General features: G+C 55.7%; 12 protein-coding genes. 8 read left to right on the top strand and 4 right to left on the bottom strand.

All coding sequences use genetic code 11. The features are described from left to right. Positions 1-228: 228 nt before the first annotated feature. Entirely contained in the window at positions 229-738 is a 510-nt protein-coding gene (locus CIK87_RS09065; RefSeq protein ID WP_144008163.1) for a hypothetical protein, read from the bottom strand. Between the two features lie 7 nt (positions 739-745). Here CIK87_RS09065 and CIK87_RS09070 point away from each other — a divergent pair, with 7 nt between their 5' ends. Next, on the top strand, positions 746-2521 hold the full coding sequence (locus tag CIK87_RS09070) for a phosphoethanolamine transferase (RefSeq protein WP_094386906.1): 1776 nt from the start codon (positions 746-748) through the stop codon (positions 2519-2521). Between the two features lie 167 nt (positions 2522-2688). Here CIK87_RS09070 and CIK87_RS09075 read toward each other — a convergent pair whose 3' ends face one another. From CIK87_RS09075 to CIK87_RS09085, 3 genes are all read right to left on the bottom strand, one after another. Continuing rightward, complete coding sequence (locus CIK87_RS09075; protein ID WP_094386907.1) at positions 2689-6354, bottom strand: choice-of-anchor J domain-containing protein; 3666 nt, start codon at positions 6352-6354, stop codon at positions 2689-2691. Between the two features lie 419 nt (positions 6355-6773). Beyond that, on the bottom strand, positions 6774-7961 hold the full coding sequence (locus CIK87_RS09080; protein ID WP_094386908.1) for a sugar transporter: 1188 nt from the start codon (positions 7959-7961) through the stop codon (positions 6774-6776). Between the two features lie 523 nt (positions 7962-8484). Then, positions 8485-9777: a GTP-binding protein gene (locus CIK87_RS09085; protein ID WP_094386909.1), complete on the bottom strand. Its 1293-nt coding sequence runs from the start codon at positions 9775-9777 to the stop codon at positions 8485-8487. A gap of 350 nt (positions 9778-10127) precedes the next feature. Here CIK87_RS09085 and CIK87_RS09095 point away from each other — a divergent pair, with 350 nt between their 5' ends. From CIK87_RS09095 to CIK87_RS09125, 7 genes are all read left to right on the top strand, one after another. Further along, positions 10128-10853 (top strand): Bax inhibitor-1/YccA family protein, encoded by a 726-nt coding sequence (locus tag CIK87_RS09095; RefSeq protein ID WP_094386911.1) that lies wholly within the window; start codon positions 10128-10130, stop codon positions 10851-10853. A 101-nt stretch (positions 10854-10954) separates the two neighbouring features. Beyond that, positions 10955-11611 carry a DUF4923 family protein gene (locus CIK87_RS09100; protein ID WP_094386912.1) on the top strand — a complete coding sequence of 219 codons (657 nt, stop codon included), beginning with the start codon at positions 10955-10957 and terminating at the stop codon, positions 11609-11611. A 94-nt stretch (positions 11612-11705) separates the two neighbouring features. Beyond that, positions 11706-12548: a 1,4-dihydroxy-2-naphthoate octaprenyltransferase gene (menA, locus tag CIK87_RS09105; RefSeq protein ID WP_022311653.1), complete on the top strand. Its 843-nt coding sequence runs from the start codon at positions 11706-11708 to the stop codon at positions 12546-12548. 336 nt (positions 12549-12884) lie between these two features. After that, positions 12885-13361 (top strand): arginine repressor, encoded by a 477-nt coding sequence (locus CIK87_RS09110; RefSeq protein WP_022311654.1) that lies wholly within the window; start codon positions 12885-12887, stop codon positions 13359-13361. Between the two features lie 15 nt (positions 13362-13376). Further along, on the top strand, positions 13377-13985 hold the full coding sequence (locus CIK87_RS09115; protein WP_022311655.1) for a GNAT family N-acetyltransferase: 609 nt from the start codon (positions 13377-13379) through the stop codon (positions 13983-13985). A 16-nt stretch (positions 13986-14001) separates the two neighbouring features. Then, positions 14002-15201 (top strand): argininosuccinate synthase, encoded by a 1200-nt coding sequence (locus CIK87_RS09120; RefSeq protein WP_094386914.1) that lies wholly within the window; start codon positions 14002-14004, stop codon positions 15199-15201. 110 nt (positions 15202-15311) lie between these two features. Next, positions 15312-15503 carry a PspC domain-containing protein gene (locus CIK87_RS09125; protein ID WP_022311657.1) on the top strand — a complete coding sequence of 64 codons (192 nt, stop codon included), beginning with the start codon at positions 15312-15314 and terminating at the stop codon, positions 15501-15503. Position 15504: the final 1 nt, after the last annotated feature.

The raw sequence follows: 15504 nt of genomic DNA on the forward strand, positions 1-15504 counted from the left end.
ACTCTTCTGTTTATCTTAAATCTTTCAAAGAACTCTTTCTTCAGCGCTCAGGAGAAGTGTTTCATTCTCGAAAGCGGATGCAAAGGTATAGCTTTTTTCAACACAAACCAAACATTTCAACAAAAAAGTTGAAAATATTTTTCACCTATTGATTTATATCAACCAAAATGATGACCCTGGGGACTATATACATTATTATATATTATACCCATGAAGACTCCTTTCACATCATGACGATTTCCAGCCCGATTGACAGATGCCTCCTGCTTCTTCCACATGGATAAGGTTGGAATGGGGCCACCTTTGTGGGAATTTTCGTTGGCGTTTTTCGTTGGAGTATTTCGCTGACATGTTGGCAGGATGCGTATTTTTGGGGAATTTGCGGCGCGCATTAGATATTTGGAGGCATGAAACCGTAATTGCAAGTTCTGCTACCAGCAATTCAAACTTGGAAACGAAAGAAATGACCATCTTGGGGAAGTAACGCCAATCTGCCATCAAACAGGAATAAGTTGTCTTGTAAATTCTTTCCAACTCGTACCACCATTTCTTTTGGCATCTTGCCCCCCGCCCGCACTTGGACATAGTACGCCATATCCAGAACACACCCGGAAGCAATCTGCCCAAAGCCAAGACCAACACAAATTGAAATCCGATTGAATCCCGATGACCGAAAAAGTCAAATATCCATCGCAAATGATTGTCTATATGGCGAATTATCTTTACCTTTGCCGCCATAAGTATTATGAGTTTTATGTTATCACGCATCATCCATATCCTGAGCAAGCCGCTGACCGGAGGCAACCAGCTCTATTTTCTGCTGATGTACCTGCTGGGACTGACAGGTATCATCTGCGAGCCGTGGAACGGCAGCCGCTTCTGGATGAGTTTCGAACTGTTTTCCGACCTTTACCTCTTCTGCGCCCTGCTGCGACTGATGCCCGAAAGATACAGACACTGCCTGCGCCTCGCCACAGCCACATTCTTCTACCTGCTGTCTGCTGTAGACATGGCGTGCTACGTAAGACTGGGCATGCCCATCACCCCGATGCTGCTGCAGCTGGCACTGCAAAGCAATACCAGAGAGGCTGGCGAAGCGCTGTCGTCGTATCTCGACGCGGCAATGCTGTGGTCGCCATTAGGGCTGGTCATCATCCAGATGATGGCGGGCATGGCGCTGCTTGCCCGAGAGCAGACCATCATGGGCAAAGCCATGCGCACAGGGATATGGCGCAACCGGCACATGACTTACGCCGCACAGACAACCATTATCGTCATGTTTGCCATCGGGTTCATATCCAGTCTGGAGAACAAGGAGTATATGTATTGCCGCATCATCTGCCAGTATAGCGAACTGGAAACGCAGCAGCGGAAAGACTTCAGGCAGAAGACCAATTACTATCTGCCCATATACCGCATGGCGTTTGCCGTCAGCGAGACCCACCGGCTGCGCGACGAGATAAGACTCTTTGAAGAGAGTCTGAACAAGGCGCGGATAGACTCGGCCACCCACCTCTCCCCACATATCATCCTGATTATCGGCGAAAGCTACAACCGCCACCACAGCCAACTCTACGGCTACGACAAGCCCACCACGCCCCGGCAGACGGCACGGACGAACGCCGGCGAGCTCATCGTGTTTGGCGACATGACAAGTGCTTGGAATACCACCTGCGAGTCGCTCAAGGAGATGCTGTCCACCCAATGTGCAGGCCAACCGGGGACATGGGCATCAGCCCCACCCTTCCCGCTGCTGTTCAGGATGGCCGGCTACCACACCTCGTTCTTCAGCAACCAGTATATGGTGAAGCGCAGCGGATTCAGCGACTTCATCGAAGACGCCTTCTTCAACAATCCTCCCATCAGCCGACGCCTGTTTGACACGCGCAACGAGTCTACCCACGACTACGACATGGCGCTAACCGATGACTACAAGCGATGCCTGACGAGACATCCCTACACACTGGACATCTTCCACTTCTTAGGACTTCACGCCGACTTCAAGAAGCGTTATCCCGCCAACTTCGGCGTCTTCGACGCCAAAGACTACGACCGCGACGACCTCACGGAGCAACAGCGCGAGATACTTGCCCACTACGACAACGCCATCGTCTACAACGACCTGGTCGTCGACTCCATCCTGAAGCTCTACGAAGATGAAGACGCCATCGCCATATTCGCCGCCGACCACGGTGAGCGCATCTTCGACAACTCTACAGAATGGGGACGCAACCTTACATGGGACCGCAACGACATCAGACAGCAGTTTGACATCCCCTTCTGGATATGGGCGTCGCCGTCCTATCGATCCAGCCGCAAGCAGCAGTGGGAGCAGATACGCTCGTGCCGCAACAGACGGGGAATGACCGACACGATAGCGCAGCTACTGCTACACCTCGCCGGCATACACAGCCCCTGGTACTATCCCCAATACGACATACTGCACAACGACTATGACAACAGCCGCAAGCGCATCATCCGCGGCGAGCGCGACTACGACCGCATCATGCTCGCACCATGACTGGGGCAACGCATCGCCTGCCCTAAGATATTCCCCATACACTCCTCCTAACGACAAACCCAGGACAGAGGCGCTGCATGCCTCTATCCTGGGTTTGTTGACGCAACTCCTTTACCTTTGGTGACCTCCAGTCCAGAGTTGCTTGAGATGAACAGCCTTCGGACGGCTTATCTTACTACCACTTTCTTACCATTCTTGATGTAGACGCCACGCTGGAGACGGGCGTTGGCATCTTGCTTGACGCCGTCGAGCGAATAGACGCCCTGGGGTGCATCGACCGTGGTTTCGATGATATCGATACCGGTAGGCATTGAGACCACAGCCTCAACGGGAGCCGACTCGGAACCGTCGCCATAACGTGCCGTAACCTGGTAGACATGGTCGGCACCATCGCACTGAGCCTCACGGTCCTCACTTGCCGTGGTGGCAGCCGTAGCCAGTGGCTTGCCGTCGCGGTAGATGACATACTCCACAAACGTGCAGCCCTTGGAGGCGAAGGTAGCATCGTCGACCAGGAAGAGGTAAGGCGCCGACGAATAGCCGATGCCCGATGGGCTCACCTCGAGCTTGGTATTGTGACGGATGGCGAAGTAGCGCGCACCCTCAGGCAGCTCGAAGCTCACCTCGTCCCACTTGCTGTTGCTTACAGTCTTCTCTGCCACGAGCTGGAACTGGTCGTGCGCCGCTGTAGTCGTACTATAGAGCACCTGGTAGGTCTCCGGGTTGGAGGCACTGATGTTGTTGACTCTGAACATGACGGTCTGAGCCTTACCCGTGAGCTCCGGACTAATCATCCAGTTGTCTGCTGCCAGCGGAGTAAGCTCGCCCGTCGCCTTGCGATTATAGCTGTACACCGAGGCCATAGCGTTGTTTCCGCTATAAGGCTTTGCCGTGGGATTTGCCACCGTAATGTCCTCGCCGCCATAGTTGGCAGGCATCCATACGATATAGGCAAACGGCGTCTTTTCATTGTCATAGTAAAGACCTTGGTCGTCGAAGTAACCATAGGTGACTCCCTTGTCGCCGTCATGGAAACTCCAGTCGCCGGCGTTGTCTACGCCCCATGAGTTGTAGTCCTCAAAGTCATCGGTCATGCGGTCTACCTTAGCCACGGCAGTCCACGACAGCGACACCTTGCCCTGTGCGTCCACCAGAGCCTTGAGCCCGGTCGGAGCAGGCTGATGCGCATCGACTGCCGTCAGTTCCACGCTACCATCTGCGGTGACGGCATCCTTGCCCTCACCCGCCTTGAGCGTAGCGGTCAGCGTGACGGCGTTGCCCTTGACGAGCACACTCGGCGTATAGGCGATGTCATACGTGGCAGTCTGCATCAGCGCCAGCGACTCGCCCCCGACGGTCTTCACCTCGGTGTCGCCCGCGGTGAGAGTCAGCGTATAAGCTCCTATGGCATTGCCGTAATTGGTCACAGCCACCTTGACCGTGCCCGCTTTGCCCTTGCGCATCTTGGCAGGAGCCGACACGCTTACGGTGATGCTCGTCGGTGTCTCGTCGGCCACCACGAAGTTGTCGATATACAGATGCTGTTTCCTGTAACAGCGCTTCGACTGGTCGAAAGCCACACCCACGCGTATCCACTTCTGACCCTTGTAGGCACTCAGGTCATAAGAGCGCGACACCCATTTGCCTGCATCGGCATAGCCATTAAGGCTCTCGGTGGCGAGATACTCTCTGGTGCCGTCGGCCTTGATGACCAGCGGACGCACACTACCCTCCTTCGAGTCGGTCTTCTGACTATACATGAACATCGGTTTCTCTGCCGTGCCCAGAGTTATCTTTCCCGACACCAGAGCGATGACATCCTCATAATAAGTCTTAATGTCGGCACAGCCGCCGTCACCGTTGGCGTCTTCGTCGGTAGAGTAAGACACCCCGGCATACTGGTTCTGATATCCCCAGCCTTCTCCTTCGGCAGCCCAGAAGCCATAGGCATTGCCCGCCTTGGCAAAAGTCTCCTTGAGGGGCAGCGTGTAGGGAGCGCCCACCACAAGAGGCGCCGCGAAGCTATAGCCGCTCACGCCGGTGGCGTTGCTTGCCGACACAGCGAGCTGCAGCAACTGCTGGTCGCCGCTGTTGACGTCGACAGCCACAGGCACCTCGGTAGCACCCGTTGTCGTGGCTATCATGCGACTTGCCGTGGCGGCATCCTTCATCTCATAGAGGTTGTATTTCACCTTGTCGGCGAAGAACACTCCGCCGTGCTCAGCCTTGGAGGCTTCCCATGCCACCTTGAGGTTCTTGCCCACCGGTTCGGCGGTAACTCCGGCAGGAGCCGTGGGGCCGTCGAGACCTATCCAGCCGCTCACCACAGTCTTCTCGCCATTGCCGTCGGCGTTGTAGGGTATCAGCGTATAGGTGTGGTTGGCAGGCTTGGTGCCCGCATTCTCGATGGTGTAGGTAGCGGTCTTGCCCACCTGCACACTGGTGATATCTGCCAGTTCGGCGTCGGCCTCCATCACCTTCACGCCGCTGAGCTTGGTCAGCGCACTGCCGTCGGTGGCCTTGTCGGGAGCCTTGAAACTCAGGGTTGCCTTGACTGCGCCCGTAGCATCGGGAGTGAGCACCGCCTCGGTCACAGCGGCAGGAGGCAGCGCGCCCTGCTTCTTCACCGAGATGTCGTCGAGGTAGAGTATCATGTTGTCGGCATCGCTCACGGCATGGAAACCGATATAGTAGTCGCCGTCGGCAGCCGGGGTCAGCGTCTGCGTGTATTCCTGATATTCGGTATTGCTGATGTCGGTCCTTGCCATGAGTGTCTGGGTCATGCCCGCAGCCGTGGCGGCGGTGCCGTATTTCACCTCTAAGCGCTCAGGCATCGTCGAGCGGTGCGCGCGCACTTTATATTTAACTGTATACGTATCGCCACCGGTCAACTTGAGCACGGGAGTGATGAGCCAGTCGTCGGCATCGTGGTCTTCATCACAGCCGTAGCCCGCACAGTGGTCGGGGAAATCGGGTCCGTAAGGACTGTCGCCACTCTTGAAGAGGTAGTTCCACACTCCCCAGTCGAGATAACTTGATTGTGCGCGGTCGCCATTGCTGTCGACGACGGTAAACTGGTTGAAATCTGCCTCCTTGTCAAAGTTGCACTCCCAGCCTTTGAAAGTACCCGCCGACTTCTTCACCGAGATGTCGTCGAGATAGAGTATCATGTTGTCGGCATCGCTCACAGCGTGGAAACCTATATAATAGGTGCCGTCGGCCACGGGGGTAAGCTCCTGGCTGTACTCTACATACTCGGCATTGGCGATGTCGGTTCTTGCCATCAGCGTCTGGGTCATACCAGCAGCCGTGGCGGCGGTGCCATACTTCACCTCCAAGCGCTCAGGCATCGCCGAGCGGTGCGCGCGCACCTTGTATGTCACCTTGTAAGTATTGCCTGCCTTCAGTGCCAGCGCCGGCGTGATGAGCCAGTCGTCGGCATCGTGGTCTTCGTCACTGGTGTAGCCCGCACAGTGGTCAGGGTAATCAGGGCCATAGGGGCCTTCACCTGTCTTGAAGAGATAGTTCCATGTGCCCCAGTCAAAATAACTCGACGAAAAACGGTCATTGTTGCTGTCGATGACGGTAAACTGGCTGAAATCAGCCTCCTTGTCAAACTTGCACTCCCAGTCGGGCGTAATCGGCAGGGTCGCAGCCTTCTGCACGACCGTCCCCTCGCCTCCCCGAGCCTTGGCCACACGGACAAATCTCTCCGATGGCGCCATCTTGGCAGCCTTGCGTGCTGTGGTGCGTTTGACAACAGCCTCCTGTGCCTGCGCCGTTACCAAGGCGAGGCACACCGCCAGAGCGGTGATAAAGTAGCTTTTTCTCATAAGCGTTGTTTTGTTGATTAGTAAAACAATTTGCGGTGTTCTTATCCGCTTGCGCAAACGCAGCAATTACTAAGGCGTAGCGTACTTTGCTTTAGACAGATTCTCCAACCACATTTCTCGTCACAAATATAGGAAAAGATGCGGCTACAACTGCCCTCCTTGCCAATAATCTGCAACTAAATATCAAAAATATAAGTTATTTGCGTGTTTTTCTTCGTTTTTGTTACTTTTATCAGTGATTTTCTATGGTTTTATTACCGTTTCTATGGTTTTGCTTACAAACTATAAATCCGCTGCGACCCACTCTGCCCGCCTGATCATCCTCTCGGCCCTGACGGGGCTGTCCCCGGAGACTGGGTATAGGCTCAGCAGCCTCAACCCAGCCCGCTGCAGCCTCAACCCAGCCATCTGCAGCGCCATTACTGCAGTGCCGCCTCCCGACGCCGCATATTCGGGAAGAACCGCAGCACCAGATAGAGCGTGGCTACGAGTCCTATCAGCGCACCGGCATACCCTATGCCGCAGAGCGAGGTATGGTCTACGACCACGCCTCCAAGATAGGCGCCACAGCCGATGCCCAGATTGAAGATACCCGAGAAGATAGACATGGCAATCGACGTCGCCTCCTTTGGCGCAAAGCGGATGGTGTTGTCCTGGCAGGCTATATTGAACGCCGTGGCCATGGCGCCCCACACGATGCACACGGCGAAGATGGCAATGATATCCATGGCAGCCGCCTGCATCAACAGCAGACACAGCGCCGGACCCAGCGTGACCACAAACATGAACCTCCGTCTGCCCGACATATAATACTTGGAGAAGGCAATGCTGCCCAGCATGCCCGAGGCGCCAAAGACGATGAGCACCATCGTCACCACATCGGGCGACAGGCCTGCCACCTGACCCAGGAAGGGTTCGATGTAGCTGTAGCCCGTATAGTGAGTGGTGGCAAAGAGCAGCGCCAGCACAAAGAGGCCCAGCAGCACGCGGTTGTGGAGCAACGCCGGAATCTTGGCAAACGATAACTTGCCGCGGCTCTGCAACCGGGGAAATACGGCGGCGATGAAGGCGAATATCAGAGCCGAGATGACAGCGATACTCAGAAACGTCATGCGCCAGCCCACGTACAGTCCCACCACGCGGCCTATGGGCAGACCCACAACCATAGCCACCGACGAGCCCGTGGCCATCGTGCTCAGCCCCAGTGCGCTTCGGCCGTCGGGCACCGTGCGCACAGCCAGCGGAGGGGCTATCGACCAGAATATCGAATGGGCACACGCCACGCCAATGCGCGAGAGCATCAGCGTGTAATAGCCCTCGGCAAGCGCCGATGCCACATGGCTCACCACAAAGAGGGCGATGATGGCGAGCAGCAGCCGCTTGAGCTCCACCGTAGACACCATCACCATGAGGGGCAGCGACATGAGCGCCACCACCCACGCATAGACCGACACCAGCAGTCCTGCCCGCACCTCGCTGATGTGCAGGTCGGCGGCAATGTCGCTGAGCAGACCTATGGGCATAAACTCTGATGTATTGAACACAAAGACGGCGAAGGTCAACCCCACCAGGGGCAACCACCGGGCTATCGTTTTCTCCTTGGGCATGATATATATTAAATAGGTGTTATCCTTTGCGGCTGCAAAATTACAAAAAGGCGGCCAATCCATCATTTCCCGCACGAAGTTTCATAGCATTGTCGCGCCAATTATTGACATACCGCAAGCCGGAGGCACCCGCAGCGACACAGAGGGGGCTGCGGCTGGCTCGTAACATAAGTCACGAAGCCGCGTAACATAAGGTACGAGAGCACGTATCATAAGGCACGTGAGCTCGTGCCTTATGATACGAGCCGATGGAGGTCATCTCGGCGATTGCGAAGGTCATCTCGGCGATTGTGAAGGTCATCACGGCTGACGTGGAGGTCATCACCCTGTAGACAGATATAGACGCAGCGAGCCCCACCCTATCTGTTCCCGGCATGGGAACGGTGTAGGGCGGGGCTCGGTGTATTGGGGGGATGGCGAGGACTGTCGGTGCAACTGCGAGGATAGCCTGCGCTTTGGCGGGGATGGTTGGCGCTGTGGCGGAGATCGTTGGCGCTGTGGCGGAGACAGTCAGTGCTATCTCTTAGTCAGCCAGGCACTTGTCGAGGCGGGCGATGATGGAGCGCTTATCCATCTTCTGACCGATGAAGACGAGCTTCTGCATGCGGTCGCCATACTGCTCGTCCCAGTCGCGGCGCAGCCCAGGCTCGCGATCCATCAGTTCGCTCAGCTGGTCTTCGGGCATGGTGGCATACCACTGTCCGGCATTCTTGAGACCCATCTGGCGGCCTGCCTGCTCGAAGAGGTAGCACACGTCGGGCTCGTCGGCAAACCAGCACATGCCCTTGCAGCGGATGACGCCCTTGGGCCAGAAGCGGGCGACAAACTCGTCGAAGCGCGCAAGGTCGAGCGGACGGCGGCGGTAATAGACAAAGGTGCCTATACCGTACTCCTCGACCTCGCCATGCTCATGGTCGTGATGGTGGTGATGGCAGTGGCCGTGGTCGTCGTGGTCATGATGGTCGTGGTCACAGTGCTCGTGCTCGTCATCATGATGATGCTCATCGTGGTCGTGGTGCTCGTGCTCGTCATCGTGATGATGGTGCTCCTCCTCTGCCTCTTCGTCATCGTCGGGCTCACCGTGGTGGTGCTCTATCTGGTCTATCCACGCGGCAGAGGTCGCTACGTCGTCGAAATTGAAGCGGCGGGTGTCGAGGATGCGCTCAAGCTCGATGTCGCCATAGTCGCAAGGTATGATTTCGGCCTTGGGCTGGATGGCGCGGATAATCTGGGTGACATGGTCGAGCTCCGAGGGAGTCACCTCTGAAGCCTTGTTGAGCAGGATGATATTGCAGAACTCGAGCTGCTGGATGACGAGGTTCTCGAGGTCGTCTTCTTCGAGATTACCACGCTGCAGATTGTCGCCATTGCCAAACTCGTCTTTCATGCGCAGGGCGTCGACCACCGTCACGATGCAGTCGAGCCGGGCTATGCCACCCTTGATATACTGCGGTCCCATCGAGGGGATGGAGCAGATGGTCTGTGCGATTGGGGCGGGCTCGCAGATGCCGCTTGCCTCGATGACGATGTAGTCGAAGCGCCCCATCTCTATGATTTCGCGTATCTGCTCGACCAGGTCCATCTTGAGCGTGCAGCAGATGCAGCCATTCTGCAGAGCCACGAGGCTGTCGTCCTTCTTGTTGACCACTCCGCCCTGCTGTATGAGGTCGGCGTCGATGTTTACCTCACCGATATCGTTGACGATGACGGCAAACTTGATGCCCTTCTTATTGGCGAGAATTTTGTTGACCAATGTGGTCTTGCCGCTACCAAGATAGCCCGTGAGCAGCAGAACGGGTATTTGCTTTATACTCATAATATATATATGTATAGTTGGTGTCTCTACGGGCAGAGGGTGCAAAATTGATACCAAACCGGGCTTTCGGCGCCGCTTTTTTTGACATTCCGCTCTCTGCGCCATGCTCCCGCCTTGCGGGGATGGCTGCGAGGGCTGGCGCGAGGGCCGAGGAGGACAGCACGACAATCGCCGAAACCGACAAAAGCCCCTTGGCAGTAGGCGCGACTTTCGTAATAAATGATAAAAATAAGGGCGGGGTCGCAAATAATAACAAAAAAAGTAGTGCAGACGAATAAATCTTCTTATATTTGCAATGTGGTGGCATGCTCTTTGCAGTCACCATAGTATAAACCATAAAACAGACGATTATGAACATTAACGATTTAGAAGAAAAGATCAGACAGAGTGAGAGCATGTCACTCTCGGCAGCGTTCCCGATACTGATGCGCAAGGTATACCTATGGATGGCGATGGCGCTTGCCATCAGCGGCCTCACCGCCTACAGCGTAGCGATGTCGCCAGGACTGATACAGCTGATATACAGCAGCCAGCTGGGCATATGGGCCATCATCATCGCCGAACTGGTGCTGGTATGGAAGATATCCAACAGCGTGAACAAGGAAAACCGCTCTCTGGCAACCACCACACTGATGTTTATCATCTTCTCGGCACTCAACGGACTTACCCTCTCATCCATCTTCGTACTCTTTGCCCCCGCAGCCATCATCAAGACCTTTGCCGTCACCGCCGGCACATTCGGCGTCATGGCAGCCTACGGCTACTTTACCAGCCGTGACCTGACCAAGATAGGCGGACTGCTCTTCATGGCGCTGATAGGCGTCATCATCGCCAGCGTGGTCAACATGTTCCTGCACAGTTCGGGTCTGGACCTGGTGGTAAGCATCATCGGCGTGCTGGTCTTCGTGGGCCTCACCGCATGGGACAGCCAGCAAATCAAGATGAGCCTTGCCATGGCTCCCGACTTGGGAGAGACCAGCCAGAAGTTGGCAGTGACAGGCGCGCTGAGCCTCTACCTCGACTTTGTCAACCTGTTCCTCTACCTGCTGCGCTTCTTCGGCGGCAACCGCGACTGATGCGAGGATAGGCTTCATCGTGAAAATACAGGCCAAGGATATTAAACCTTGGCCTTTTTATTGCGTCAGAGACATAGATTATCGTTATAATTTTAGAGAAAATGAACAAATCAAAAATCATTGCCGTCCTGGCATGCGGCGTCATGCTCAGCAGCTGCGGCACTTCAGGTAACACCAACACACAGACCAACACCCAGACCAACAGTCACCAGAGCGTGCTGGGGTCTATCATCAGCGCTGCCACCAACGGACAGACGCTGGGCAACACCATCAAGAGCATCTTGGGTACCGACAAGCCCCGCGAGCGCGACCTCATCGGCACATGGCACTACAGACAGCCCGGCGTGGCATTCACCACCGAAAATCTGCTCGCCAAGGCTGGAGGCGAGACCATCGCCACCGAAATCAAGGAGAAACTGAGCAATACCTACACCAAGGTGGGCATCAACAGCCAGAACACCTATCTCACCATCAACAGCGACAAGACCTTCAGCGGCAAGATAGACGGCAAGCCCATCAGCGGCCAGTGGTCCTACACACAGGAAGACCAGAAGCTGGTGCTTAAGACCCTGCTCTTCAGCCTCAACGTATATGCCAAGAAGACCACGGGCGGCATGAGCTTCCTGATGGAGTCGAAGAAGTTGCTCAACCTCTTCCAGACCCTTGCAGCGATGAGCGGCAACAGCACCCTGCAGACCATGGGCGATCTGAGCAAGAACTACGACGGTGTGCGCATCGGTCTGGACACCCACAAGTAATACAGCTATGTAGACTACCACGACTATAACCACACCCATCTCCCACAGAGAGGCGGTGTGGCTTTTTGTTTTATCACACACAACGACTATGACTATGATGAAGACTATAGGACTCTGGTTCAGGATAGTGCGCCCGCAGACACTTGCTGCCTCGCTCTGTCCGGTCATGGCGGCGCTGATAGCCATGCCGTCGCCCGTCACCTCGGCCACCGTGGCTGCGGTGACCATCGTCTGCGCGCTGGCGCTGCAGATACTGTCCAACCTTATCAACGACTACTACGACTTCGTGCGGGGTACCGACCAGAAAGGCCGTGCCGGCTTCAAGCGCGCGCTGGCTGAAGGTGAGGTGAGCAAGCGGCAGATGCAGTGGGCCTGCCTTACGGCACTGGCGGTAAGCGTGGGTTGCGGTCTCTTCCTGGTCGTCCACGGCGGTTGGGTAATCCTCGCCATCGGCGTCTCGGCCCTGCTCTTCGCCTGGCTCTATACTGCCACGAGCCACTCGCTGTCGTATCTGGGCGTGGCAGACATATTCGTATTTCTCTACTACGGCGTGATAGCCTCGTCAGGCACATACTATCTGCAGACGGGGCAGTTTGCGTGGTCGGTATGGTGTGCTGGAGGCGTGAGCGGACTCATCTCGATGTGTGTGCTGCTCATCAACAATCTGCGCGACATGGACAGCGACCGACTCGTGGGCAAGCGCACTTTCCCCGTGAGGTTCGGGCGCCGCGCAGCCCTGTGCCTGATGGGCACCGTGGTGGCTCTGATGCCCGTGCTCGCCTATCTGGCTCTGGGCTGGAGCCTCGCCATGCTGGTGGTCGTCCCTGCCGCAGCCCTCTTCGCCGCCACCCTCCGCGCCAAGGGCGCCACCTACAACAAGCTGCTGATGGCTGCCGGCATCATCAATATAATATATGTAGTGCTGATGGCGGTATAACGACAAGGAAGCGGTGGGGAACGAGGCAATATACATCATTTACTGTATATTGCACAACTTTGCGCAAGCCTGGCGACCCACCCATCGCCCATCGCCGCAGCCCACGCCCCCCGTCATCACCACCAAGCAAACCATCTGATTTACCAACACTTACGTCCCTTACCACCCGCATCGCATCCGTCAATGCCTACAGCCCGACGGTCATGAATGGGAGTGTGTATATAATGCAAATTGTTGTATAAATATACAGCACAGGCGTATTTTTATACATTTTTCTTTGGTGAATATGCATCTTTTGTGTAATTTTGCACCCGTAAATGTATAAATATACACATCATGAAAGGAAAGAAAGACCGTATCGAGGCTCTCAAGATGCTCATCTCCAGCAAGGAGTTCTGCAGCCAGGAAGACATCCTCACCGAACTGATTAGAGAGGGCTTCGAGGTGACCCAAGCCACGCTGAGCCGCGACATGAAACTGCTCAAGATAGCCAAGGCATCGAGCATGAACGGCAAGTATGTCTACGTATTGCCCAACGAGACCATGTACAAGCGCGTCACCCGTCCCAAGACCGCCAAGCAGATGCTCCAGGCGCCTGGTTTCGTGTCGATACAATACTCCAACAACATCGCCGTCATCAAGACACGGCCTGGCTACGCCAGCGCGATAGCCTACAACATAGACAACAGTAACATCATAGAGATATTGGGAACCATTGCCGGCGACGACACCATCGTCACCATCCTCGCCGAGGGCGCCGACCGCGGCAGGCTGGAGCGCAAGCTGATGCAGGTAATCCCCAATCTGATATAAACCAAGAAGAGAAGAATGGAAGAAATCAAGGTAATGGTGGCCGACGCCTCGCACGAGAAATACGTGGACACCATCTTACAGACCATTGCCGACGCCGCCAAGGTAAGAGGAACGGGCATCGCCAAGCGTACGCACGAGTATCTTACCACCAAGATGAAGGAGGCCAAAGCCGTCATAGCCCTCTCGGGCGACCGCTTTGCCGGCTTCAGTTATATAGAGACATGGGGCAACAAGCAGTATGTGACCACGTCGGGACTGATAGTACACCCCGACTTCCGCAAGCACGGCGTGGCCAAGCGCATCAAAGACCTCACCTTCACCCTCGCCCGCACACGCTGGCCCCACGCCAAGATATTCAGTCTTACGAGCGGAGCCGCCGTAATGACGATGAACACGCAGTTGGGCTACCAGCCTGTGACCTTTGCCGACCTCACCGACGACGAAGCCTTCTGGCGCGGATGCGAAGGCTGCATCAACGTAGACGTGCTCAAGCGCACCGGGCGCAAATACTGCATCTGCACCGCCATGCTCTACGACCCCGAGGAGCACCTGCCCGCCAAGCTGCCGCAGGAGGTAATCGAGAGAATCAACAAGATAGACAAGAGAAACCAAGAACAGAACTAATAAAACACCAATCATTATGAGCAAGAAGAAAGTAGTAGTAGCCTTTTCGGGCGGTCTCGACACCTCGTACACCGTCATGAAACTTACTGAAGAAGGTTATGACGTGTATGCCGCCTGTGCCAACACCGGCGGATTCAGTGCCGCACAGCTCAAGGAGAATGAAGCCAACGCCTACAAGTTGGGCGCTGTAAAATATGTGACCCTCGACGTGACTCAGGAGTACTACGAGAAGAGTCTGAAGTACATGATTTACGGCAACGTGATGCGCAACAACTGCTACCCCATCAGCGTATCGTCGGAGCGCATCTTCCAGGCCATCGCCATAGCCCGCTACGCCAACGAGATAGGTGCCCACGCCATAGCCCACGGCTCTACCGGCGCCGGCAACGACCAGATACGCTTCGACATGACCTTCCTCGTCATGGCACCGGGCGTGGAGATTATCACCCTGACCCGCGACAAGGCGCTCTCACGCCAGGAAGAGGTGGACTACCTCAACGCCCACGGCTACTATGCCGACTTCACCAAGCTCAAGTACTCTTACAACGTGGGTATATGGGGAACCAGCATCTGCGGAGGTGAACTGCTCGACTCTGCACAGGGCTTGCCCGAAGAGGCGTTCCTCAAGCACGTGACCCGCACCGACGAGAGCGAACTGAAGATTACCTTTGAGAAGGGCGAGATAGCCGCCGTCAACGGCGAGAAGTTTGACGACAAGATTGCCGCCATCCAGAAGATTGAGGAGATAGGCGCCGCCTACGCCATAGGCCGCGACTTCAATGTGGGCGACACCATCATCGGCATCAAGGGTCGTGTGGGCTTTGAGGCAGCCGCCCCCAAGCTCATCATCGAGGCCCACCGACTGCTGGAGAAGTACACGCTGAGCAAGTGGCAGCAGTATTGGAAGGAGCAGGTGGCCAACTGGTATGGCATGTTCCTCCACGAGAGCCAGTACCTGGAGCCCGTAATGCCCGACATCGAGGCCATGCTCACCTCTTCGCAGCGCCACGTCAACGGCACCGCCATTCTCAAGCTGCGCCCATTGGGATTTGAGACCGTGGGCGTGGACTCACCCGACGACCTGCTCAAGAGCAAACTCGGCGAGTATGGCGAGATGCAGCACGGATGGACCGCCGACGACGCCAAGGGCTTCATCAAGGTCACCTCGACGCCGCTGCGTGTCTTCTACGGCATCCACCCCGACGAGAAACGATAGCTCTGAACGGGCTGCAAGCTCCACAGAGAACAAGAAAAAGGCCAATGGCTGCAACCATTGTTGTACCCAATCCGTCTATAATGATACAAACCATCTAAACAGACATGACAATGAACAACAAGAAACTGGAAAGAAGCAACAACCGCATGATTGCGGGCGTATGTGCAGGACTTGCCGAATTTTTCGGCATCGACCCTACCGCCATGAGAGTGGCCTACACGCTGCTCACCGTCTTCACCTGCTTCAGCGGAGTATTGGCCTATATCATCATGTGGATTATCATTCCACCCAAAGCCAATTAGC

Origin of the sequence: Prevotella sp. P5-64 (assembly GCF_002251285.1) — a bacterium.
GTDB lineage: Bacteria > Bacteroidota > Bacteroidia > Bacteroidales > Bacteroidaceae > Prevotella.

Excerpts from the sequence above, each read along its gene's own strand:
- CIK87_RS09065 (WP_144008163.1), bottom strand. The coding sequence starts at position 738 with ATGGCGGCAAAGGTAAAGATAATTCGCCATATAGACAATCATTTGCGA.
- CIK87_RS09070 (WP_094386906.1), top strand. The coding sequence starts at position 746 with ATGAGTTTTATGTTATCACGCATCATCCATATCCTGAGCAAGCCGCTG.
- CIK87_RS09075 (WP_094386907.1), bottom strand. The coding sequence starts at position 6,354 with ATGAGAAAAAGCTACTTTATCACCGCTCTGGCGGTGTGCCTCGCCTTG.
- CIK87_RS09080 (WP_094386908.1), bottom strand. The coding sequence starts at position 7,961 with ATGCCCAAGGAGAAAACGATAGCCCGGTGGTTGCCCCTGGTGGGGTTG.
- CIK87_RS09085 (WP_094386909.1), bottom strand. The coding sequence starts at position 9,777 with ATGAGTATAAAGCAAATACCCGTTCTGCTGCTCACGGGCTATCTTGGT.
- CIK87_RS09095 (WP_094386911.1), top strand. The coding sequence starts at position 10,128 with ATGAACATTAACGATTTAGAAGAAAAGATCAGACAGAGTGAGAGCATG.
- CIK87_RS09100 (WP_094386912.1), top strand. The coding sequence starts at position 10,955 with ATGAACAAATCAAAAATCATTGCCGTCCTGGCATGCGGCGTCATGCTC.
- menA (WP_022311653.1), top strand. The coding sequence starts at position 11,706 with ATGATGAAGACTATAGGACTCTGGTTCAGGATAGTGCGCCCGCAGACA.
- CIK87_RS09110 (WP_022311654.1), top strand. The coding sequence starts at position 12,885 with ATGAAAGGAAAGAAAGACCGTATCGAGGCTCTCAAGATGCTCATCTCC.
- CIK87_RS09115 (WP_022311655.1), top strand. The coding sequence starts at position 13,377 with ATGGAAGAAATCAAGGTAATGGTGGCCGACGCCTCGCACGAGAAATAC.
- CIK87_RS09120 (WP_094386914.1), top strand. The coding sequence starts at position 14,002 with ATGAGCAAGAAGAAAGTAGTAGTAGCCTTTTCGGGCGGTCTCGACACC.
- CIK87_RS09125 (WP_022311657.1), top strand. The coding sequence starts at position 15,312 with ATGAACAACAAGAAACTGGAAAGAAGCAACAACCGCATGATTGCGGGC.